This window comes from Enhygromyxa salina (assembly GCF_002994615.1).
Taxonomy (GTDB): domain Bacteria; phylum Myxococcota_A; class Polyangia; order Nannocystales; family Nannocystaceae; genus Plesiocystis; species Plesiocystis salina_A.
The window spans coordinates 1-22,150 of record NZ_PVNK01000253.1; the positions used below are offsets into that span (position 1 = coordinate 1).

Below are 22,150 nucleotides of genomic sequence, written 5' to 3' on the forward strand. Positions count from 1 at the left end.
CGTCGCTGCTCGCGGGTGAGCCGGCGGTGTTTCCAGCGGGGACTTACTGGATGCGGCGCTTCGCGGGTGTTGATGTGATCGCGCAGGCGCCGTAGCGGGTGGAAAATAGAGAAATGGCGGGGTCGCGTGAGCCATCCTGCCGGCGTGTATTGGTTCGGCGGCGTTGAGACGGGGATTGGAGGAGGGAGCAGCCGGTTCTTGGGCTTCGTTGGGTGACAATCGATGCGAACTCGTGACTCGAGTGGGGTTGGAGGACCAACTCTGACGCCGACCAGACCGATGCCTACAGAAGACTCCCCGTCCGGATTTTCGGGTTTCTCGGATTTTCTGCGTTAGAGAGACCTTGTCTTGCGTTAGCTGTCAAACTCCCCCGCCCGCAGCCGCGCAAAATACTCCCGCGACCACCGGGCGACCTGCGGCGAGAGCCACAACAGCGCGATCACGTTCGGGATCACCAGCAGCCCCACAAACAGATCCGAGAAGCTGATCACCACATCAAGCTTCCGCACAGCCCCAACAAACGCGAGCCCGACGAACACCACCCGATAGGCCAACCCCGCCCGCCGCCCGATCGCCCACACCCCCGCAACCTCACCATAGTACGACCAGGTGATCATCGTCGACAGCGCAAACCCAAACCCAGCCACGGTAATGAAGACCGAGCCAAAGCCCGGGATGAACTGGTCGAAGGCGTGGGCCGAGAGCGAGATCCCGCTGAGCCCCGCGGGCGCGTCGGCGCCATAGCTACCGGCGAGCACGATCACGAAGGCGGTCGCGCCCGAGACGATGACCGTGTCGATGAAGGGCCCGAGCGAAGCGACCACGCCCTCACGGATCGGCTCGTCGGTCTTGACCGCGGCGTGGGCGATCGAGGCCGAGCCGAGCCCGGCCTCGTTCGAGAAGATCGCCCGGCGGACGCCCCACAAGATCATCGACCCGAGCGCGCCACCGGCCGCCGCCTCGCCGCTGAGCCCGTCGCGGACGATCAGCGCCGCGACCTCGGGCAGCCGGGCGAACTCGACGCAGCAGATGAACACCGCGCCGCCGACGTAGATCAGGCACATCGCGGGCACGATCCGCGCGGCCCAGCGACCGATGCTCTGAATCCCGCCGATGATCACCGCGCCGGTCAAGACCGCGAGCGCGAGGCCCGTGACCCAGCCGGGGATGTCGAAGTGGGTCCGGAGCGCGTCGGCGGCCTGGTTGCTCTGGAACATGCAGGTGAAGCCGAAGCCCGCGAGCGCGATCGTCAGGGCGTAGAACAGCGCGACCGGGCGCCAGCGCGGTCCGAGGCCAGCGAGGATGTAGTACATCGGCCCGCCGCGGGCCTCGCCGGTCGCCGGATCGAGCTCGCGGTAGTGGGTCCCGAGCGTGCACTCGACGAACTTGGTCGCCATCCCCAGCACGCCGGTGATCCACATCCACAGCACCGCCCCGGGGCCGCCGACGGAGATCGCAATCGCAACCCCGGCGATGTTGCCGATCCCGATCGTGCCCGAGAGCGCGGCCGACAGGGCCTGAAGGTGCGTGATGTTCCCGGCCTCGTCGTCGCGATCGTAGCGCCCGCTGATCAGCGCGAGGGCGTGGGGGAAGCAGCGCAGCTGGATGAAGCCCAGGCGCAGGGTGAAGAACAGGGCCGAGACCAGGCACAGACCGACGACCGGGTAGGACCACACGAGATCCGCGGCGCGCGCGAGGAGGTCGGCCATCGCCGGATCCTATACCTTCGCGGCGCCCGTCCGCGACGCGACAGGCTCCGGTGACGCCGCGCGCGTCTCAACCGATCCGATCGCGGACCAGCGCGGCGAGCTCGTGTCGACTGGTCGCCTCGACGCTGCGCCCCACCCGCTCGAGGGCGATGGCGTAGGCCTCCTGGATCGCCGCGTTGACGGGCGCCTGCTCTGCCAGGCTCTCGAGCATCACGAGCGCCTCCTCGCCCCGGTCGTCGGCGAGGAGCTGCTTCGCTCGCTGGTGGAGGTCCGCGAGGCGCGTGATGGCTCGCACTCGCTCCTCGTGTCCCTCGCCGACGTGGCGAATCGTCAGCGCGCTGCACAGGCTATGGCGCAGCACACGTGTGGTCACGGGCCCGAGCCATTCATGAACGAGCGGGTCGTAGCCCCGGCTCGCAATGACGAGGAGCCCGGCGTCGTCGGCAGCGCCGACGATCTGATCAGCCGGATCCCCAGTCGTCACGTTGACCGACACATCCAGCCCCTCGACGTCGCAACCCGCGAGCAGACCCTCGACCTGCGCGCGCGCGGTCGCCTGGTCATTGTCCAGCTCTCCTTGCGTGGACTCCTCGCTGACCACGGCGACCAGCGCCAAGGGCAGCTGAAACAGCCGAGCCATGCGGATCGCTACCGCGAGCCCGATCTTCGACTCCGGGCTGAGATCCACGGGGCACAGCAACGGGCGCCCGGCGGGCGGCTGGCCCCGCGCGACCCAGACCGGAACCGAAGACTCGCGCACGATCGCCTCCGCGACCGAGCCGACCACCCAACGTCGAATGGTCGCCGGGCGCCCGCCGCCGGTAACGATCATCTGCGCGGCGAGACGCGCAGCGCTCGTAATCACCACCTCGGCGGGGTGGCCAATGGCCACGAGCACGTCCTGGATCTCGACGCCCGCGTCGCGGATCGCCGTGAGGTGGGGCTCGAGCTGGCTCCGCGCCGTGGAGATGCGCTTGTTCATGCCCCGCGCGTTCTCGAGCTGCCGACGCGGGATTGCGTGGACCACGACGATCGGCGCCGCGAGCCGGCGACCGAGCTCGGCGGCCGTCGCGACAATGTCCGGCGTCTCGTGATCGAGGGGGAGCGCGATGAGTAGAGGGCGTGTGTTCACCATGATGCGGACCTTTCCACGAGCTTCCTCAGGCCGTGACGTCGGGATCCTCGCCGTCGAGAGTGGGCGCGCGGTCCTCGGGGCTCTCTGTCAACGGTTCTTCGGTTTCGTCGCGCAGGAGCGCGCGGCCATCAGAGATTCGGGCGAATAAGTAGTAGAGACCAGGGATCATCAACACACCGATTACGGTGCCCACCAGCATCCCGCCGACCCCCGCCGTGCCAATGGTGCGGTTCCCGATCGCCCCGGCGCCGGTCGCAATGGCCAGCGGAATGAGCCCCGCGATGAAGGCGAAGGAGGTCATCTGGATCGGCCGGAAGCGAAGCTTCCCACCTTCAATGGCGGCCTCCTTGAGCGACAAGCCGTCCTGCCGCCGCTGGACCGCGAATTCCACGATCAGGATCGCGTTCTTGCCCAACAAGCCGAGCAGCATGATCACCCCAAGCTGGGCCCAGACGTCGTTGGCCAGGCCCACCGCCTGCAGCAGGAAGAAGGCGCCAAAGACCCCGACCGGCAGCGACAGGAGCACGGCGAGAGGGATGAAGAAGCTCTCGTACTGCCCGACCAAGACCAGATAGACGAAGGCAACGACGACGAAGAAGATGTAAATTACCGCGTTGCCCTTGTTCGACTCATCCCACGACAGGCCCTCCCAGCCGAGGTCGTAGCCCCGAGGCAGGGTCTCGGCGGCGACCTCTTGAATCGCCTCGATGGCCTCACCGCTCGAGTACCCCGGAGCGGGAACACCTTGGATGGGGGCGGAGGGGTACAGGTTGTAGCGGGTGATCTCGTTGAGGCCCTGCTGCTTCTTGATCGTCATGAACGCAGAGTAGGGCACCATCTCTCCGGCGTCGTTCTTCACGAACAGCTCGTCGAGGTCATCGGGCATCCGCCGAAATTCCGGCCAGGCCTGGACGTAGACTTTATAGAACTGGTTGAAGAGGATGAAGCCCTGCTCGTAGGTGCTCCCGATGAGAATATTGAGGTTCTCCAGCGCCGCGTCGATCGACACGCCCTTTTGCATGGCCACGTCATTGTTGATGACGAGCTCGTACTGCGGGTAGTCCGAGGCATAGAAGGTGAACAGGTTCTGGATCTCGGGTCGCTCCGACAGCGCGGCCATGAACTCCTCGGTCACTTCGCCGAGCCGCTGGTAGTCGGCCGTGCTCGACTGGGTCTTGTCGAGCACGCGCATGGAGAACCCGCCCGCCGCGCCAAACCCCGGGATCGCCGGTGGCTCAAAAAACTCGAGCTTGACGTCAGTGATCTCGTGGCTCGCTTCTTCGAGCTCCTCGATGATCTCGCGGGCCGTCTGCTCACGCTCGGACCAGTCTTTGAGGTTGATGATCGCGGTCCCGGCGTTCGAGCCCCGGCCCTCGGTCAAGATCTCGTAGCCGGCCACCGAAGTGACGGACGAGACCCCCTCGACCTGCTTGGCGATCTTCTCCAGCTCCTGCGACTTGGCGTTGGTGTACTCGAGCGTTGATCCCGGAGGTGTCTGAATGACGGCGTAGATGATGCCCTGGTCTTCACTCGGGATGAAGCCGCTCGCCATCTGCTCGTTGGTCATGACAATGCCGGCGGCGAAGGCCCCGACGACCGCGAGGGTCAGCACCCGGCGTGTGACGATCGGCCGCAGCATCCCGGTGTAGATGTTGGTGACCATGTCGACGCCGCGGCTGAAGGGGCGCTGAACAAGGGGCACCGCGAGGATCAGGAGGCCAAAGGGCCCCCACAAGGTGTAGGCCAGATAGCCGATGCCGCCGAGGGCCGGCAACCCGACGAGCACGTACGCCGCGATGGTCTTGGGCCCGCGCGCTTTCTTCGCTTCGCCCTCATGCCCCGGCTCGGCGTGGGGCTTGAGGATCATCGCGCACAGGACCGGTGTGAGCGTCAGCGCGACCACACCAGACAAGACGATCGCCGTGGCCATCGTGACGCCGAACTGGCGGTAGAAGACGCCGACGGGCCCGGGGATGAAGGTGATCGGAACGAAGACGGAGGTCATCACCAGCGTGATGGCGATGATCGCGCCGCTGATCTCGTGGAGCACCTCGACGGTCGCCCGGTAGGGCGAGAGGTGCTTCTCTGCCATTTTGGCGTGGACCGCCTCGACCACGACGATCGCGTTGTCCACGACGATCCCGATGGCGAGGACCATCGCAAACAGCGTGATCAAGTTGATCGAGAAGCCCATCAAGTCCAGGACAAAGAAGGTCCCAACCAGCGACACCGGCACCGCCAGCGTTGGAATGATCGTGGAGCGGAAGTCCCCGAGGAACATATAGACCACCAGGGACACCAAGATGAACGCCTCGAGCAGGGTGTGAAGCACCTTCTCGATCGAGGCGTCGACGAACCTGGACACGTCGTAGGCGATCTCGTAGTCCATCCCGGGCGGGAACGACTCTTTCAGCTCTTCGAGGGTCGTCTTGACCTCGTCGATGACGTCGGCCGCGTTGGACCCGGGGGCTTGCTTGAGCACGACGGACGCCGCGGGGTGTCCGTCGACGTCGGAGTAGATGTCAAAAAACTCCGAGCCGAGCTCGATGCCGGCGTGCCGCTGCTTGCCTGCGGCGCCGGCCGCTGGCTCGCCCTCCTCGCTCGGCTCCCACACCGGCGAGTGCTCCTTTGGCGGCACACAGACATCTTTGAGCCGAAGGATCTCACCGTCGGGCTTCGCCTTCAGGATGATGTTTCCGTACTGCTCTGGCTTGTTGTAGCGCCCGACATAGGTCAGGACGTACTCCTTCGACTGTGAGGTCATGCCTGTGGCCTGACCAAGGCGGCCCGGCGAGCCGATGATGCTCTGCTCGGCCAGGGCCTCCATCACATCTTCGACGGAGACGTTGTAGGCGCGCATGCGCTCGGGGTTCAACCAAACGCGCATGGCGAAGCTGCGGTTGCCGAGGTTCCTCGGGATCCCCATGCCCGGGATCCGCTTGAGCACGGGCATGATATAGACGTTGGCGTAGTTGAAGAGGTCCTTTTGGTCCGTGTTCGGGTCGGTGCTGTACAGGTTCAAGTACATCAACATGCTCGGCACGACCTGGCTGACGAGGATCCCCTCGCGCACGACCAGCTCCGGTAATCGGCTCGACATGATGTTGACCCGATTTTGCACGTTCACGACGTTGGTGTTGGGGTCGGTGCCAGGCTCGAAGAAGATCTGGATCGTCGCCTCGCCCGCGCTCGTCGCGGCGGACACCATGTAGCGCATGTTCGGGACGCCGTTGATCGACTGCTCCAAGGGCACGATGACCGAGTCGACCAGGACGTCCGCGCTCGCGCCGGGGTATGCGATGGAGACATAAACGGTCGGCGGCGCGACGTCGGGAAACTGCGCAATCGGGAGCCGCGCGATCCCCAGCATCCCTAGCAACAGGAGCAGGATCGAGGTGACGAGTGCGAGGGCCGGCCGCTTGAGAATCTTCTTGAACATGATCGTACCGTGAGCAGCTGTTATTCGGCGTGATGTTTCATGCCTGAAAGGACCTCTTCCGGTTCGCGGAACTCGCTCACCGGGTGGTCACCCTCATGAATCTGCCGGACCCCATCGAGGACGATCTTGTCGGTGACGTCGAGTCCGCTCTCGACGACGAAGATGTCGTCCATTTCATGCGAGATGGTGATCGCGCGTTGATGCACAGCCCCGTCCTCCCCGACGACGTAGACGTACTGCTTGTCGAGGATCTCGAAGGTCGCCCGCTGGGGGATGACGATGGCCCCCTTCAGGGTCTCGTGGATCAGCAAGGTCCCGGTCTGACCGTGGCGCAGGAGGCCGTCTGGGTTGGGGAAGTCGGCGCGAAACAGGATGTTGCCCGTCTCGTTGTCAAAGTCGGATTCGACGGTGACCGAGTCGCCAGCGCCGTGGCCGAAGATCTCGCCGTTCGCCAGCTGCAGCTCGATCTTCGCCTCGGGGAAGGTCAGCCGTTGCGGGCTGTCCGGGTCGACCGCGCCCTCGATCGCCTTGAACTCGAGGTAGTTGGCCTCGGGGACGTTGAAGTAGACCCACATCACGTTGTTGTCGGACACGGTCGTGAGGATGTCCCCCTCCTCCATCAGGCTGCCCTGCTGCTCGTACTGGCGGTCGATGATGCCGTCGAAGGGGGCTCGGATCTCGGTGAAGGCCAGCTCCGCCGCCGCGAGCTCGACCTTGGCTTTGGCCCGCGCCCGCTCCGCCTTGGCCAGGGCGAGCTCCTGGTCCGAGACCACGTCGCCTTCGTACAGCTTCTTGGTGTTCCGAAGCTCGATCTCTGCGCGCAAGAGCTCGGCCTCGTCGGCGTGGAGCTTGGCCTTGTAGACGACGGGGAGGATCTTGAACAACAGCTCGCCCTGCTTCACCGCCTGGCCCTCTTGGACCTGGATCTTCTCGAGGTAGCCCCGCTCGAGCGCGCGGAGCTCGATGTGGCGGCGCGAGTGGATCTGGCAGACGTATTGCTGGGTGCTGACGACCTCCTTCGTCATCGGACGGGTCAGCACGACCTTGCGTGGGATCTCGTGTTCCTCGTCATGCCCCTCGGCGCCCGAACACGCGATCGGGGCGAGGCATAGCAAGGCGAGGAGGCAGGACTGAATCGGTGAGAAGCTCATGAGATGTGTACTTGATTGCGAAATCGTGGAGCTGGTGGCGGCGCGTCGCTACTTTGCGGTCCGCCACCCGCCCCCGAGGGCCCGGTAGATCCCGACAACGGCCTGCATCTGGGCCAGGCGGGTCTCGATTAACTCGAGCTCGGCGTCGAGGGCGTCGCGGCGGGTCAGGAGGACTTCCATGTAGTCGGCGTGGGCTGAGCGGTAGAGGATGTCCGAGGTCTCAATCGCCTGCTCGAGCTTGTCGACCTGCTCACGCAGACGCATGAACTGTTGGTTGAGGTTGTCGATCTTCGCCAGGTAGGTGACGACCTCGGTGTAGGCCTGCAGCAAGGTCCGCTCGAACACGAGCACCGCCTGCATCTGCCGCGCGTTCGCGGCCTGGTAGTCGGCCTTGATCCCGGCGAAGTTCAGCAGCGGCGCGACGAGGTTGCCGGCGAGGCCGTAGGCCAGCGAGGCCGGGGTGTCGATGAGGTGGCTGGCGTTGAAGGACTGGTAGCCGAGCTCGGCGTCGATGCTCAGCGAGGGGAAGAACCGGGCCTTGGCCGACTTGACGTCGAGCTCGGCCGCCTCGAGCAAGAGCTGGGCCTCGCGGACGTCGGGCCGGTTGTCGAAGAGCTCGGCCGGGAGCCCGGCGTCGACCGCCGGCGGCTGGGTCTGCTGGAACTTCGAGGCGTCGCGCGCGACGCTCCTGGGGAAGCGACCGACGAGGAAGTTGATCCGGTTCTCGGTCTCGATCTGAAGCTGCAAGATCGCGTAGCGCAGGCTCTGGATCTTCAAGACCTCGGCCTCGAAGCGCTGGACCTCGAGCTCGGTCGCGCGCGCGGTCTCCTTCTTGAGCCTGGCGATCTCGAGCGCGTCTTGCTGGATCTCGAGGTAGCGGTCGAGGAGCTCGAGCTGGTTGTCGAGCGCGAGGAGCTCGTAGTAGGAATCGGCGATCTCGGCGATGACCTGGGTCAGGATGAAGTTGCGAGCCTCGATGCTGGCCAGGTAGCGCTTGTCCGCGGACTTCTTGGCGTTGCGCAGCTTGCCCCAGACATCGATCTCCCATGAGGCCGTCAGGCCAAAGTGAAGATCGGGCAGGTTCTCGGCCACGCCGTTGGCCTCGTCAGCCGCCCCCTGACTCGTGTATCGGCCGACCTTCTCGACCCCACCCCCGACGACACCGTCGAGCCGCGGGAGGTACTCCCCCCGGCGAGCGCCAGCCTCGGTCTGGGCGATGATGATCTCCTGAAGGTGGATGTCGAGCTCCTGGTTGTTGTCGAGGGCCTCCTCGATCAGCGCGCGGAGGTCGGGATCGTTGAAGAGCTCGTCCCACTGGCGCTGGGCCGCGGAGCTGGTCTCGGCGCTGGCCGCTGCGGCGCTCGAGCTCCAGCCGTCCGGAACATCGCGCTCGGCCTCCCGGGCGACGTTGTCCCCGAGCATCCGCGCGCAGCCGCCCGAGAGCAGGACCGCCGCGGTCGCAACGAGCGCGAACTTACTGGCTACAAACAATGAGATTTTCGATCGAAGTCGGCTCACGGACTTCCTGGCTTTATTGAACGTAGGATTTAGGGGTCGGCGAGGGCCTGCCCATGGCGATCGGCGAAGCGCCGCTCGAGGTCAAAGCGTGCTCTCACGCAATGATTCGTCGCCATGTTGCCCGCGCGCTTGATCGCGCGAGCCGTGCCATATTCGATCCGGAGTCCGAGCCACGGCGTGGCCCAAACGCGAGATCATGGGTCGGTCAGCCGATTGGGGGCCCGCGTCCGCGGGCGAGGGCTTGGTAGCCGGCGTTGAGCCGCGGGAGCGCATGCTGGAGCATGGCGATCCGTGTGGCCGTGCTCATCAACAGCTGCAGCGTCGAGAGAATCGCGACCTGGCCGGGCGAACCATCATCGAGTTCGGCGCCCTCACCCTCGCTGCTCCCGTTCGGCACATCGCCCAATTGCTCGAGCTTCTCGTCCGGGCACGGCTCTTTCTCATTGGAGAAGAGCGTCGGCTGCCCCGACTGCTGCGAATGCGCAAGACCCGCATGGGCCGCATGAGCCGCGTGGGCCGCAGCCGGCCACCAGAGCACGATGCCCAACAGGACAGCGAGCGCTCGGGCCAGGCGGCCTTGAACCAACTCGAACATGCGACGGGCACACTTTCCCACTATGGTTGGCCGCGTCAAGTCCCTTCTTTGACCGGCCGCGAGCTCGGGCCTCTGTTCGGTCCGGAGACAGGCCTCGACCCCGCGACCGCTGCAGTTGCAGCCCGCTCGACGACGGCGAGCGTCTCGCGCGGGTGTGTGGTCCCACGTGGACTGAGCGTCTCGCAAACTCCCACACGCGGCGGCCAAGACGCCGTCCGCGTCCGACGCCCGTGGCACACGGGCAAATACGGGATCACGATCGTGCAGTCGAGGGCCGCGTTCTTCATACCGAAGATCGTTCACGCCACGACCCAACACACTCACCTCGCGAGTTGCATGCGCACGAAAGGACTCACCACCCATGAAACCCCTGATCCACCCGAGCCACCCGAGCCTGAGCGGCTGCGCTGTCGCAGGCCTGATCGCACTGGCCGCGAGCGGCTGCGTCACCACCGAAGACACGCTCGTGCTGGGCAACCCCACCGCACCGCTGACCTTCGGGGGCTACGCTTCGGCGCCAGGAGCGACGGTCGAGCTCTATGCCTTCGACAGGTCCACAGACGACTGGGAGCCGAAGCCGCTGGCGACGACGATCGCCGACAACACTCCATTCACCTACGGCGGGCGCACGATCTACTCGTGGAATCTCACCACCACGCTGATCGACAACGACGATCCGTCCTCCCTGTGCCGCCTGAGCCCCCGCTGCACCCTCGCGGAGAGCTCGATCCGCGTGCAGTTCCGCGAGGTCGACGGTGACCACAACCCCCTGCTGACCTTCGACAAGGGCGGGATCACCTGCACCGCCAAAAAAGTCAACGACGGGGCCGACCTCTACGCGGCGGCGTGGGAGTGCAAGGGCGAGATCTTCGACGAGCTCTCGATTCCCGTCATCTTGTGAGTCGAGGCGGCGCCGTGCCCCGTGTCGGGAGCTGCGCCGCTTCGCGAGGCGCGCCTGGCCGGGGCCCCCCGCTAAGATCACGCGTTCGCTCTTGAAGCGCGAACATGCCGAGCGCGTGGTCACGGCGGGCTTCACCTTTGGAGCAGGGGGCGAGCGAGGTCGACGAGCTCGATCAGCGGGGCGGGCCACAGCCCGAGCCCAAACACGAGCGCCGCGAGGCCGGCGACGACCGCCCCCTCACGCGAGCGCAGGTCGGCCGGCGCGTCGATCTTGGTCGGGCCGAAGAAGGTCCCGAACAGCGCGCGGATCAAGGCGATGCCGCACAGGGCGGTCGCGATGACCATGACCACGCCGAACACCGGGTGGGCCTCGACGACGCCGTGGACGAGCAGGTCCTCGGCGACAAAGCCGAGCGAACCGGGGAAGCCCACGCTCGCGACGCTGAATGCCGCGAACGCGACGGTCAGCCTTGGCGCCGAGCGGACGAGGCCGCCGAGCTCCGAGATCCGGGTGGTCCCGGTCCGGGCCTGGACCGCCCAGGTCGTCAGCGCGAGACCGGTGACCGCGGTGCCGTAGCTGATCCAGTAGACGATCGCGCCCGCGGTGCCGTCGGGCTCGAGCGAGCTGAGGCCGACGAGCATCAGGCCGGCCTGGCTCGCGCTGAGCCAGCCGATCAGGCGGCGAAGATCATCGGTCACGACCGCCAGCGCGCTGGCGTAGAGGGCCGAGAGCGCGCCGATGACCGTGAGCACCGTCGTCAGCTCGTGGGCGTGGTCGCCGAGGCTGGGGATCACGAGGCGCACGAACAAGTAGGCGCCCGACTGCGACGCGACCAGCAGCACCGTGGTCCCGAGCGGGCCGTACTGGGTCAGCGCGGGCAGCCACGAGTGACCGGGGACCAGGGCCATGCGAACGAACACGGCCACGAGGACCAGCCCGAGCACGATCGGCGATCCGCCGCCGCTCGAGCCGATCGCGCGCAGGTCGAGGCCGAGGCCGAGAGGTGCGCCCTCGACCAGGACCAGGCCCAGCGCCAGGGCCAGCGGCAGCGCCCCGACCACGAACACGTAGCGCAGCAAACGAGCGCTCTGGGGTCCCTCGCGGCGGCCTCGTTGGCGGGCGCGGGCGGGGAAGGTCAGCCCGGCGAAGGCGACCGCGAGGACGACGAGGTCGAGGGTCGAGACCATGGTCAAGATCAGGCCTTCGGTCAGGAGCAAGGCCGTGATCCTGGGCCGCTCGTCCCGAGCCCGGGGCGCCCCGACGAGCACCGCGAAGGCCGTGATCGCGTTGGTCATGGCCAGCACGGCCGAGAGCGGATCGAGCCCGAACAGGGGCCGAGTTCCGAGGGGTCCGAGCGCGACGGCCGGGTCCTCGACGCGCCCGCCACCGCCCGAGACGAGCGCGGCCAGGAGCGCGGCGAGGGCGAGGACGACGAGACCAGAGACGAGGGCTCCGATCCTTCGCGCCCGCGCCACGCTGAGTGAGCGGGTGACGAGGAGCGCGCCGACCAGGGGCAGCGCCACGGTGATGGCCAGGAGTGGGGCGTGTGCGGTCATGCCAGGTCCTCGTCGTGGAGCTCGGGTTGCGCGGCCAGGTCTGCGTGGGAGCGCCGGTCGACGAAGTGATCGGCGAAGCGCTGCTCGAGTCGCTCGGCGCGGCCGGCCAGCGCGAGGATGGGGTTCACGAGCCACGCGTCGATCAGCGCGTCGACGCCGAAGCGCGACAGGGCCAGGCGGTAGAGGCGGGCGCGGGCCCGCTCGGGGATCACCCGCTCGAGGTGGGCGCCCGTGTGCAGGTGCTCGCCCCCGAGCGCGCCGTGACGCCGATGCATGTCGTGGAGCAGGGTCGGCGCGCGCAGCAGCTGGTAGGTGCGCAGGCTGATGTGACCAAAGAGGTGGACGATCGCCAGCCAGCGCAGATCGAGGGCGATCCATACGAAGACCAGGCCCGTCTGCGTGGCCGAGGCGTAGGCGAGCTGGCTCTTCGCGTCGGTCTGGACGCGACCGACGATCGTCGCGTGGACGAAGGTCGCAACGCCGACGCCCGCGAGGATCCAGCGCGCGACCGGCGACTCGGCGAACAAGGGCGCGACCCGCAAGAGCAGGTACGCGCCTGCGGCCACGGACAGGCCGCCGTAGAACAGCGCGCTCGAGGGTGTCGGCCCCTCCATCGCGCGCGGCAACCACCCGCCGAGGGGAAAGGCGCCGGACTTGCCGATCGCCGCGAGCAGGAACAAGAGCGCGACGAAGGTCGCCGCGTGGGGCTCGAGGGCGGCCGCGCCCATCGGCGCGTGCCCCGAAGCCCAGGCGCCCGCAGCGTCGGAGCTGTGGGCGTAGTAGTGGAGGAAGACCGCGCCAGCGAGGAGGCCGATGTCGCAGATCCGGTAGGTCACGAACGCCCGCAGTCCGGCCTCGAGTGGCGCCTCGCGGCCGTGAAAGTAGGCGATCAAGAAGGTCGAGGTCAGCCCGACGAGCTCCCAACCGACGAACAAGAGGTCGACCGTCCCGGCCTCCAGGACCAGCGCCAGGCCGGCTTGAAACAGCGCGATCAGGGCGAAGAAGCGATTGAAGCCGGGGTCTCGGTGGATGTAGGTGATCGAGAAGCGCGCGCCGATCAGCGAGAGCAAGCTCGACAGCGTCAGCATGACCACGCTCAGGCCGTCGACGGTCAGGCGGCCGGCGAAGGAGTAGCTGCCGATCGCAAACCATGGCCCCTGATCGAAGACCAGCGCGTGCCCGGGCGCGCGGACGACCTCGACCGACAGCCACACGCTGGCGACGAGGCCGAGGGCGGTCGCCGCGAGCACGCTGCGCCCGACCACCGCCTCGGGCAGCGCCCGGGCAGACACGAGCTGCGCGAAGCTGATCGCCAGGAACACGACCAGCGGCGCCGTCGGGACCAGGATCATCAGGGCCGCGTGGAGGGTGGTCGGGCTCATGAGCGGCCTCCGTCTTCGGGCACGATCCGCGCGGGCGGCAAAAATTCCCGGGACCTCGCGTAGTAGGCCCGAGACGAGGGCGCGGTCGGGACGCTCGACGAGCCGCAGGTGTCGGTCACGAAGCGTCCGTCCTCGAACACCTGCATCTCGCCAGAGTCGGGGTCGACGCTGACCAGCTGGATCCACCCGTTGGTGATCAGCTCGGCGAGGATCGGCTGGCGCCCGGCGATCGCCAGGAGCGTGTCCGGCCTGGCCTCGACGATCACCAGCAGCCGCATCGGCTCGTGGATCTCTGTCATCTGGAGGGGCAGCCCCGTGCGCAGGTCGCCCGAGGTGCCGTTGAGCACCCCGAGGTAGCCGCAGATGTTGTGCGGCAGCTTGGTCCCGGCCCCGAAGACTTCGGGGTCGACGATCGAGAAGTAGTACTCGAGGTTGATCCCGGCGCCGACGGGCCCGGCGATCGCGAGGAGCCGCTCGAGCACCGCGCCTTCGGGGTCGCTGGTCGGATCGTAGGAGACCAGGAAGGCGCGGCGGTCGAGGAACAGCCCCCGGGTCGAGCTCCGCGGGCCGATGATGCAGATCGCGTTGGTGCAGTGGCCATACTCGGGCCGGGGCTCGCCGAGGTGGGAGGCCCGGCCCTCGACGTGGCGAAGGCCGGCCTCGACGTCGCCCGAGAGCGCGGCCATCTCGAATTTGCGCGCGCGCTCGTGGCCGTTGAGCGCTCGCGCCCGGTCGAGGGTCGCGACGGCGCGGGCGAGGGCGTCCGAGAAGTCCGCGGGGACGAGATCGAGGTCGTAGAGCTCGACCCGGTCGTCGGCGGTGTCGTGCTCGCCAGCGACGAACCAGGTGTCGTCGGGGATCTCGATGCCCCGCGCCGCGACCTCGGCGCGGACCTTTGGATCGTTGGCGAAGATCGCCAGCAGCCGGGCCGTCGCGCCGCCGCGCCGCCCACCGCAGGCGCCGCAGTCGTGGGCGGCCTCGTGCGGGTTGTTGAGGCTCGTCGATCCGTGGGCGAGGAGGAAGACCAGGGGCGCGAAGCGCTCGCGCAGGCCCATGCCCTCGACCAGCGAGTAGACCCGGTCGACCTGCTCGTCGAAGTCGTAGCCACACGCGAGCCCGCGCGCGCTCGTTGCCCCAGCGTCGTCGTTGGCCAGCCGGGTCCGCGGCCGGGGCAAGGCCAGGGTCCCGAGCTGATCGAGCGCGCGCATGCTCGAGCGCGGGGCCAAGACCCGGGCGCCCAGCGGAATCCAGGCGACGGGCCCGAGCACCAAGCTCGCGAGGGCGCCGCGCAGGCCGCTGCGTGAGCCGAAGAAGAACTGATGCAGGGCTCGGCCCCAGCGGCGGCGCCGACTCTGGCGCGCGTCACCGAGGGCCGCGTCGGCCGGGACCGCTCGCTCGACGATCTCGTGGCTGGGACGGACGCCCGCCGGGGCCAGGGCGATGTGCCCGCCCGCGTCGCAGCTCCGGTAGTCGATCGCGAGGCCGAAGGACCCGGCCGCGCCGAAGGTCTCGGCGTCGGGGTCGAGCTCTTCAATGTGGCGGCGAAAAGACTCCTCGCGGTCGTCGATGCACGCGACGACCTGGATGCTCGGGCGGCCTCGTGTGCTCCGAGCTCGGGCGCTCGATCGGTTCGCGCAAAAGCCATCGAGGATCTCGGCCCGATAGCGGCGCTCGAAAGCCTCGAGAAACACCCGACCGCGGGCGAGCTCGTCGAAGCCGTCGAGCTCGCGCAGCAAGCGGGCGGCCTGGTCAGCGTCGAGGGCGTCGACCTGCTCGAGGGTCAGGCCGAGGTGCTGGGCGAGGACGAACAGGCGGTACGCGGCGTATGCGTCCGGGTGAGGACGACGCGCCTCGGCGGGGGAGCTTCGAGCGAGGAGTGCGGGGAAGCTGTCGATCCCGTGGTCGGCGGCGAGCTGCTCGAAGGCGGCTCGCTCGAGCACCAGGCGGACGGCGCAGAAGTCCTCGAGCGAGGTCGGCGGCGCCGTCGGGCTGCGCTCGTGCGGGTGTCGCTCGAGCCTGCTGAACATCCCGGCGAAGCCCGGCGTCGCGCGGAGCAGGGCGAGCAGCAGCGCGTCGATCTCGTGTTCGGGAATTGCGAAGTACTCGAGCGCCTCGACGATCGCCTCGCGGGCTCGGGCGTCGCGCGCAGCCAGCTCTGCGAAGATCCGCCGCGCCCGGCCCAGCCACGGCACGACGCGGGGTCCGGTCTGCGCGCACAGGTCGCGAACGGCGACGAAGAAGCCCCGCTCACGACCTGGCATCGGCCAGTAGGCGAGGCCCTCGTCGAGGTAGGCGGCCGCCCAGCGCAGCAGCTCGGGGTGAAGCTGGTTCCAGATGTCCACGCCGAGGCGCGCGAGGGCGACGTCGCGGGGGGTTTGGGTTTGGGGCTGATCCGAGGGCGAGGTCGACCCCAGCGGGAGCTCGCGGGCGAGCGCGCGGCAAGCCTGCCACATGGCCCCGGCGACGAGGGGCTCGGGGTCGTCGTCGAGCAGGGCGAGGATCGCCTCGCGCGTGGCCGGGATCCCGTAGCGCTCCGGCATCCGATCGACCGTGCCGGTCGGACCGAGGAAGCGCCCGACGAGCTGGACCGGCGTCGCGCAGCCCGTGAACTCGCGCAGGCTCGCCTGACTCGAGGCGATCGTCCGGGCGGCCTGCTCGGGCCGCATGGCCGCGAGGCTGCGGTCGAAGCGTTCTTCGCGGACGCGCCAGCGCAGCGCCGCCCGCGTGGGCACCCTGAGGTCAACCCGCAAGGCGAGGCTGTAGAGCTCGCGCCGCGTGGACCACGGGGTCAGCGACTCGCCGCCGTCGAGACCCTCACGCCGGAGCTCGCGCTCGAGCTCGCGCTCGAGCTCACGCCGGTCGATTCGACCTTCCGCGAGGTCCTGACGAAATGCAGCCTCGTCGCGGTAAACCCGGGCGCCGAAGCGCTGGTGCGCGAGCTGCAGCGCGTCGTGAAAGGCGTGCTCCTGGAGCGCGTGCAGCGTGTTGTGATGCACGAACATCTCGAGGGGCGCCTGGTCGGGGAGCGAGTGGACGGCATGCTCGAGCGCCCGTCCGATCACGTCGCCACGATCGCGGGTCGAGTGAGCGGGAGCTTTGGCCTGAATAATTGAGCGATTTAAATGAAGCGAATGGCTTGACGACGCAGAAGCTGCCGATTGCATGGCAAACTCCAATCGAAGGAGAACGACGCTGGCGAGGGGTCAAGGCGTGCTCTCACGCGCTGCCCACGGCTGCTCGGCTCGCGGAGCTCGCGAGCGAGGATCATTCGTCTTTCAACCCACTGGAGGTCCGCGCTCGCGCGCGAGCGCGTCGTAGCCAGCGCTGGGCCGCAGACACGCGTGCGCGCCCATCGCGACCCGCCCAGCCGCGCTCATCCCCACGCTCACCGCGGCGACCGACGCGAGCGATCCGTCTTTGAGCTTGGAGTCCTCGCTCTCCTTGCTCTCGCTCGGGACATCGTCGGATTGCTCGGGCCTTTGGTTCGGGCCCGGATCCTCGCCACTGGACGAGAGCCCCAACTCTTGGGGCTGCGCGAAAACAGCGCGGTCCATGGCTGGCCACCAGAGCAAGATGCCCAAGGTGACAGCGAGCGCTCTGGCCAGGCGGCGGCCTTGAACCAACTCGAACATGCGGCGCCGACAGCTTCCCACCACGGCTGGCGCCGTCAAGTCTACCGGGCTCGCGAGGTCGCGACCGCAAGAACTTCGCGACCGGCGAAGCGCTCGGGAGGCGCGCGGAGCTCGAGCACGCCATCGACGAAGCGATAGGCCTGCGTCTCGATCTTGCCGGTCCAGTTGGGAAACGCGCTGGCATCGATCCGGTGACGCACAATTTGCCGGTGCTCGGCCCAGGTCGCGACGAAGCCGGCCGAGCCCCCCCCGCAGCCGAAGCGAGCGGTGAGGCAGCGGCCGGCGCCGAGACGTCTGGCTGGACGAGGCTGCGCTCGTCCCCGCCGTGGTCGTTCGGTTCACCGGACCGCCAGCTCCAGACCAGCGGGCGCAGGCGTCCGTTGACCTGCATGTCGGCGTCCTCGACATGGTCGAAGTTGACAATCGGGACGCCGCAGTCGACGAGGCTCTCGAGCTCGGCGTCCTCGAAGGTCGAGACGACTTGGGCGACTTGCCGCTGTCGCCGCCCCCCGGACAGGCCGCGACGCCGTCGTCCTCGCTCTTGTCGAGGCCGTGAAAGCCGTGACTCGCCGTCAAGTCTACCGGGCTCGCCAGGTCGCGACCGCGACAACTTCGCGACCGGCGAAGCGCTCGGGAGGCGCGCGGAGCTCGAGCAAGCCATCGACGAAGCGATAGGCCCGCGTCTCGATCTTGCCGGTCCAGTTGGGAAACGCGCTGGCTTCGATCCGGTGACGCACAATTTGTCGGTCGAGATCGATCTCGTAGCTTCCGAAGTAGCTGATGCAGGTCTCGAACGCCGCCTGGAACTCCGCTGCGCTCGCGACCCGCATGTCGCCGCTGGCAAAGGAAGAGCGCTGCGCAGCCATGACCTGCACGCTCATACGCGACTCGCCCCCCCCTCCCACGGGTCCCGTGTAGATCAGCTGACCGCGCGGATGAAGCCCGAGCGGGTGGATGGCCTCGCCGTCGATCGACAAGACCAGCGAGACCGCCTCCCAACAACCCAAAAGTGGCGCGCTCATGCCCCCAGCTCCCTCGCGAGACCTCGGTCGAGGCCGAGGTCCTCACGCAGCGCGCGGGTCAGCTCGGTCGCCGCCCCGCGCAAGAACAGGTGCCCCCCGGCAAAGCGACGAAGGCGAAAGCCGCCGCCGTAGGCCGACCAGCCGCGCATGCTCGCCTCGTCGGCGGCTCGATCATCGGCGCCGACGTAGGCCGACAAGGCGCACGCCAGGCGCGGCTCGGGCCGCGGGTGATAGTCCCGCTGCAGCTGAAACGCCGCCCGCAGGGCCGGGCGCAGGGCTTCGATCAAGGCCTCGTCGCTGGCGAAATTGGCGAGCTCGTCGAGGTAGCCGATGCTGCGCAAGAACGCGGGGTCGGACAGGCGCGCGTCGAGTTCGTCTGCGCTCGAGAGCTCGCGCGGACCCGCGGCCCCGGGGCTCGGATGCGCCGCGACGCACAGGTGCGAGGGCCCCGGTCGCCCGCGCGCCTCGAGCTCGCGGGCGAGCGCGTGCGCGACGAGGGCCCCGAGGCTGTGGCCATAAAACGCGAACGGCGGCGCCAGGAGCTCGGGGTTCTTGTCGAGCTCGTCGAGCAGCGCGTCGACGAGGGGCTGCATCTCCTCGAAGGGCTGCTCGCCCTCGCGGTCGAGGGCGCCGGGCAGCCGCACGGCCCACAGCTCGACCTCGGGCAAGTGCCTCGCCCACGGCCGAAACACCGACGCCACGCCCCCGGCGTAGGGGAAGCAGATCAGCCTCGCGCGCGGGTTCGTAGGCCGAGACAGACGCAGCAAGACGCCCTGCTCGGAGCTCGCGGGCGCGCCAGCCTCGACCCACGCCGCGAGCTCCGTGATGCTCGGGCCGTCGAGGATCCGCGCGATCGGCAGACGCACGCTGAAGCCGCGCTCGATCGCGTCGGCGAGATCCAGGGCCATGACCGAGTCGAGGCCGAGGCTCGCCAGCGGCCGGTCGGGGTCGAGCTTCGAGGGCGCCATCTCGAACACCTCGGCGACCTCCTCGCGCACGCGGGCCTCGATGTTCCCGGCGGCCACCGGAGCCTGCGGGAGAGCCTCGGCCCGCGGAGCTGGCGTCTCGATCTGTGCGGCGTCGGGCTGCTCGCGGCCCAGTCGCAGCTCGCGGCCACGCGGCGACTCGATCCAGTAGCGCTGACCGGCGAAGGGGTAGCTCGGCAGCGAGGTCAGCCTGGCGCCCGCCGAGCAGCTGGCCGCGAGCTGGGTCGCAGCGCCACGCACGTGAAGTCGAGCGAGCGCGCGCAGCATCTCATCGCGTCCGGCCGGATCGGGGCTCACCGTTGTGAGCTCCGCGTCGGCGATCTCGCCGGGCTCGACGGACGCTTCGGGCACGACGCCAACGACGAGCTCCGCGCGAGACTCCCCGGCGAGGTAGGCGTCGAGCAGGCTGGCCAGCTCGTCCCGCGACCGAGCCACGCACGCGACACGATGCCCGAGCTGAGCGCGCTCGATCGTCGACCGGCTCAGATCCGCGAGGCTCACCCGCGCGTCTTCGTTGGCCCGCAAGAACTCGGCCAGGCGCGCGCAGGCTCGATCGAGCTCGGCGCGGGTCCGCCCCGAAACCACGAACAACTCCGCGACTCCGGGCGACGGGCTCGCCTCGAGGTCCGGCTGAGGCAGCGGGGCGCCCTCGACGATCAGGTGGGCGTTCGTGCCCCCGAGCCCAAAGGTGTTGACCCCGGCGAGGCGGCGGCCCCTGGTCGCGGGCCAGGGCTCGAGCGAGGTCGGGATCCGCAGCCCGAGCCCCGCGAGGTCGACCCCCTCGGGCGCCGAGCGAAAGTGCAGGTGCGGCGGGATCTGCTCGTGGTGAAGCGCGAGCGCGGTCTTGATCAGGGCCGCGACGCCAGCCGCCGCCTCGGCGTGCCCGATGTTGCTCTTGATCGATCCGAGCGCGCACGCGGGCCCCTCGCGCTCGACCCCCACCACCTCTCCGAGGGCCTGGGCTTCGATCGGATCGCCGACCGGCGTCCCGGTCCCGTGGGCCTCGACGTACTGCAGCTCGCCGGGTGAGATCCCGGCCCGGCGAGACGCGACGCGGACGACCTCCTGCTGGGCCCGACCGCTCGGCAAGGTCACGCGCCGGGTCCGGCCGTCTTGATTGACCGCCGAGCCGCGGATCACCGCGTAGATGCGCTCGCCCGCGGCGAGGGCCTGGGCGAGCGGGCGCAAGACCACGACCCCCGCGCCCTCGCTCCGGGCGTAGCCGTCGGCGCGGGCGTCGAAGCCCTTGCACCGACCATCGGGCGCCAGCATCCGCGCCTGGCTCGCGGCGATCGTTGGCTCGGGCCGGAGCATGAGGTTGACGCCGCCGACCAACGCCAGCGACGCGTCGCCCGAGCGGATGCTCTGGCAGGCGAGGTGGACGGCGACGAGCGACGACGAGCACGCGGTGTCCAGGACCACGCTCGGCCCGCGCAGATCGAAGGCGTGGGAGATCCGGTTGGCGGCCATGCAGCCGCCCATCCCGACCACGGTCTGGCCGTCGATCAGCTCGCGGTCGTGAACCGAGGTCCGGATCGCGAGGTAGTCCTGCAGCATCAAGCCGACGAACACCGCCGCGTCGCTGCCCGCGAGCGCGCGCGGGTCCATCCCGGCGTCCTCGACCGCCGCCCACGCGACCTCGAGCAGCACCCGATGCTGCGGATCCATGTGCGCGGCCTCGCGGGCCGAGATCCCGAACAGCTCGGCGTCGAAGCGATCGACCTCGTCGATGAAGCCGGCCTCGCGGATCGAGATCTTGCCGCGGCGGGTCGCGTCGGGGTCAAACATGGAGTCGACACACCAGCGATCACCGGGGACCTCGCGCATCGCGTCCTTGCCGCTGGCGAGCAGCTTCCACATCGAGATCGGCGAGTCGACGCCGCCCGGGAAGCGACAGCCGATCCCGACGATCGCAATTGCTTGATGTTCGGACGCAGCCATCAGCTCGCCTCCTGTTGCGCAGACCCGAGCGCGCGGACCAAGGCCGGCTCGACGCCGAGCGCAGCGCAGCGCTCGCGGATCGGCGAGAGCCGCCACTGTTTGGGCTCGAGCTCACGCGAACGCTTGGCTCGCAGCAGCAGGTTCTTGGGCGTGTGGCTGCTGGCGACGAACTCGACGACGCCGACCTCGTAGCCGCAGGCCTCGAGCAGCTCGACGCGCAGCGCGTCGGTCAGCAGCTCGCCGAAGGTCCGGCGCAGCAAGCCCTGCTCGACGGCCGCGGGCACCAGCAGCGCCGGCCCCTCGCGCTGCGCGAGCTGACGCGCGAGCTCGGCCTGGCAGCAGGGCACGCACAGGATCGAGCGCGCCCCCGCCCGGATCGCCAGGGCCAGCGCGGCGTCGGTCGCCGTGTCGCAGGCGTGGAGCGAGATCGCCAGATCCGGCGGCCCGCCGCGCTCGCCGAACAGCTGCTCGGGCGCGAGGGCCTCGAGCTTCGCGCTCATGAAGCGCGCGCGATCGCCAAAGCCGATCTGCTCGGCCCGCGCGCGGCTGGTCGCGATCACGTCGTCGCGCACATCGATCCCGAGCAGCTCCGCGTCTTGGCCCTCGAGCCGCAGCGCCTCGAGCACGACGAAGCTCAGGTAGCTGTTGCCGCACGCGAGGTCGACAATCTTCAGGGCGCTGTCCGAGCCACGCTCGGCCCAGGTCGGTCGGCACAGCTCGACGAGGTGGTTGACCTGCTTGTACTTCTTGGCGTTGCGGGCCGAGATCGTGCCGTCGGCGTTCATGATCCCGATCGCCTGGAGCAGCGCGGCGCTGCGGTCGGGTCGCAGCGGGCGATCCTTCCCGCCCATGATCTTGTCGACGGTCTGCTCGTCGAGCACGCGCTGCTTGACGTGGCCGTGACGCGCGTCGAGCTCGAGCCGAAGCCGCGCGTCGATCACGAAGGTCTGCTTGACGAGGCCCTCGCCCGCGGCCTCGCCCGACTCGGCGAGCAGCTCGGCGAGCAGCTCGGCCCGGCGGGGATCGTCGTCCGCGAGCGGGCCTGGGCCTTCGACGACGCGCTCGTCGCGGCTGCCGTCGGGGCGCTGTGGGGTCGCGAACACCGCCCGCTGCCAACCACCGGCGAGCTTGCGTTCGAGCTTCGGGCGCGCGCGCGCGAGCTTGGACTGCCTGGCCATCTACG

Annotated in this window: 15 protein-coding genes; 1 reads left to right on the forward strand and 14 read right to left on the reverse strand. The window is 68.8% G+C overall.

Going from position 1 to position 22,150, the window contains the following annotated elements:
- Positions 1 to 353: 353 nt before the first annotated feature.
- The 6 genes from ENSA5_RS29010 to ENSA5_RS29035 all read right to left on the reverse strand — a co-directional run bounded on the left by ENSA5_RS29010 (position 354) and on the right by ENSA5_RS29035 (position 9,547).
- Entirely contained in the window at positions 354 to 1,709 is a 1,356-nt protein-coding gene (locus ENSA5_RS29010) for an alanine/glycine:cation symporter family protein (RefSeq protein WP_106394960.1), read from the reverse strand.
- A gap of 67 nt (positions 1,710 to 1,776) precedes the next feature.
- The gene (locus tag ENSA5_RS29015) at positions 1,777 to 2,844 is read right to left on the reverse strand and encodes a universal stress protein (RefSeq protein ID WP_106394961.1); all 1,068 of its coding nucleotides are present in this window, start codon (positions 2,842 to 2,844) and stop codon (positions 1,777 to 1,779) included.
- A gap of 25 nt (positions 2,845 to 2,869) precedes the next feature.
- Positions 2,870 to 6,283: an efflux RND transporter permease subunit gene (locus ENSA5_RS29020; RefSeq protein ID WP_106394962.1), complete on the reverse strand. Its 3,414-nt coding sequence runs from the start codon at positions 6,281 to 6,283 to the stop codon at positions 2,870 to 2,872.
- A 20-nt stretch (positions 6,284 to 6,303) separates the two neighbouring features.
- Entirely contained in the window at positions 6,304 to 7,434 is a 1,131-nt protein-coding gene (locus ENSA5_RS29025; RefSeq protein ID WP_106394963.1) for an efflux RND transporter periplasmic adaptor subunit, read from the reverse strand.
- A 48-nt stretch (positions 7,435 to 7,482) separates the two neighbouring features.
- On the reverse strand, positions 7,483 to 8,925 hold the full coding sequence (locus tag ENSA5_RS29030; RefSeq protein ID WP_219906883.1) for a TolC family protein: 1,443 nt from the start codon (positions 8,923 to 8,925) through the stop codon (positions 7,483 to 7,485).
- Between the two features lie 232 nt (positions 8,926 to 9,157).
- Positions 9,158 to 9,547 (reverse strand): hypothetical protein, encoded by a 390-nt coding sequence (locus tag ENSA5_RS29035; RefSeq protein WP_106394964.1) that lies wholly within the window; start codon positions 9,545 to 9,547, stop codon positions 9,158 to 9,160.
- A gap of 361 nt (positions 9,548 to 9,908) precedes the next feature.
- Between ENSA5_RS29035 and ENSA5_RS29040 the strand changes: the two genes are divergently transcribed.
- Positions 9,909 to 10,448: a hypothetical protein gene (locus ENSA5_RS29040; protein WP_106394965.1), complete on the forward strand. Its 540-nt coding sequence runs from the start codon at positions 9,909 to 9,911 to the stop codon at positions 10,446 to 10,448.
- Positions 10,449 to 10,579: 131 nt separating this feature from the next.
- Here the strand turns inward: ENSA5_RS29040 and ENSA5_RS29045 are convergent, their stop codons facing one another.
- The 8 genes from ENSA5_RS29045 to ENSA5_RS29075 form a co-directional block, all read right to left on the reverse strand.
- On the reverse strand, positions 10,580 to 12,004 hold the full coding sequence (locus tag ENSA5_RS29045) for a complex I subunit 4 family protein (protein WP_181198262.1): 1,425 nt from the start codon (positions 12,002 to 12,004) through the stop codon (positions 10,580 to 10,582).
- A complete protein-coding gene (locus ENSA5_RS29050) occupies positions 12,001 to 13,386 on the reverse strand; it encodes a proton-conducting transporter transmembrane domain-containing protein (protein ID WP_106394967.1) in 1,386 nt (461 codons plus the stop codon). The genes ENSA5_RS29045 and ENSA5_RS29050 overlap by 4 nt, the downstream gene beginning before the upstream one ends.
- Positions 13,383 to 16,448 carry a putative inorganic carbon transporter subunit DabA gene (locus ENSA5_RS29055; RefSeq protein ID WP_181198263.1) on the reverse strand — a complete coding sequence of 1,022 codons (3,066 nt, stop codon included), beginning with the start codon at positions 16,446 to 16,448 and terminating at the stop codon, positions 13,383 to 13,385. The genes ENSA5_RS29050 and ENSA5_RS29055 overlap by 4 nt, the downstream gene beginning before the upstream one ends.
- A gap of 213 nt (positions 16,449 to 16,661) precedes the next feature.
- Positions 16,662 to 16,940, reverse strand: a complete 279-nt coding sequence (locus ENSA5_RS29060; protein WP_146156222.1) for a hypothetical protein — start codon at positions 16,938 to 16,940, stop codon at positions 16,662 to 16,664.
- Positions 16,941 to 17,059: 119 nt separating this feature from the next.
- Positions 17,060 to 17,218, reverse strand: coding sequence for a lipocalin-like domain-containing protein (locus ENSA5_RS36480; RefSeq protein ID WP_146156223.1), 159 nt, complete (start codon positions 17,216 to 17,218; stop codon positions 17,060 to 17,062).
- Positions 17,219 to 17,596: 378 nt separating this feature from the next.
- Positions 17,597 to 18,040, reverse strand: a complete 444-nt coding sequence (locus ENSA5_RS29065; RefSeq protein WP_106394970.1) for a lipocalin-like domain-containing protein — start codon at positions 18,038 to 18,040, stop codon at positions 17,597 to 17,599.
- Complete coding sequence (locus ENSA5_RS29070; protein WP_106394971.1) at positions 18,037 to 20,967, reverse strand: beta-ketoacyl synthase N-terminal-like domain-containing protein; 2,931 nt, start codon at positions 20,965 to 20,967, stop codon at positions 18,037 to 18,039. The genes ENSA5_RS29065 and ENSA5_RS29070 overlap by 4 nt, the downstream gene beginning before the upstream one ends.
- Positions 20,967 to 22,145: a class I SAM-dependent methyltransferase gene (locus tag ENSA5_RS29075; RefSeq protein ID WP_106394972.1), complete on the reverse strand. Its 1,179-nt coding sequence runs from the start codon at positions 22,143 to 22,145 to the stop codon at positions 20,967 to 20,969. The genes ENSA5_RS29070 and ENSA5_RS29075 overlap by 1 nt, the downstream gene beginning before the upstream one ends.
- Positions 22,146 to 22,150 lie beyond the last annotated feature (5 nt).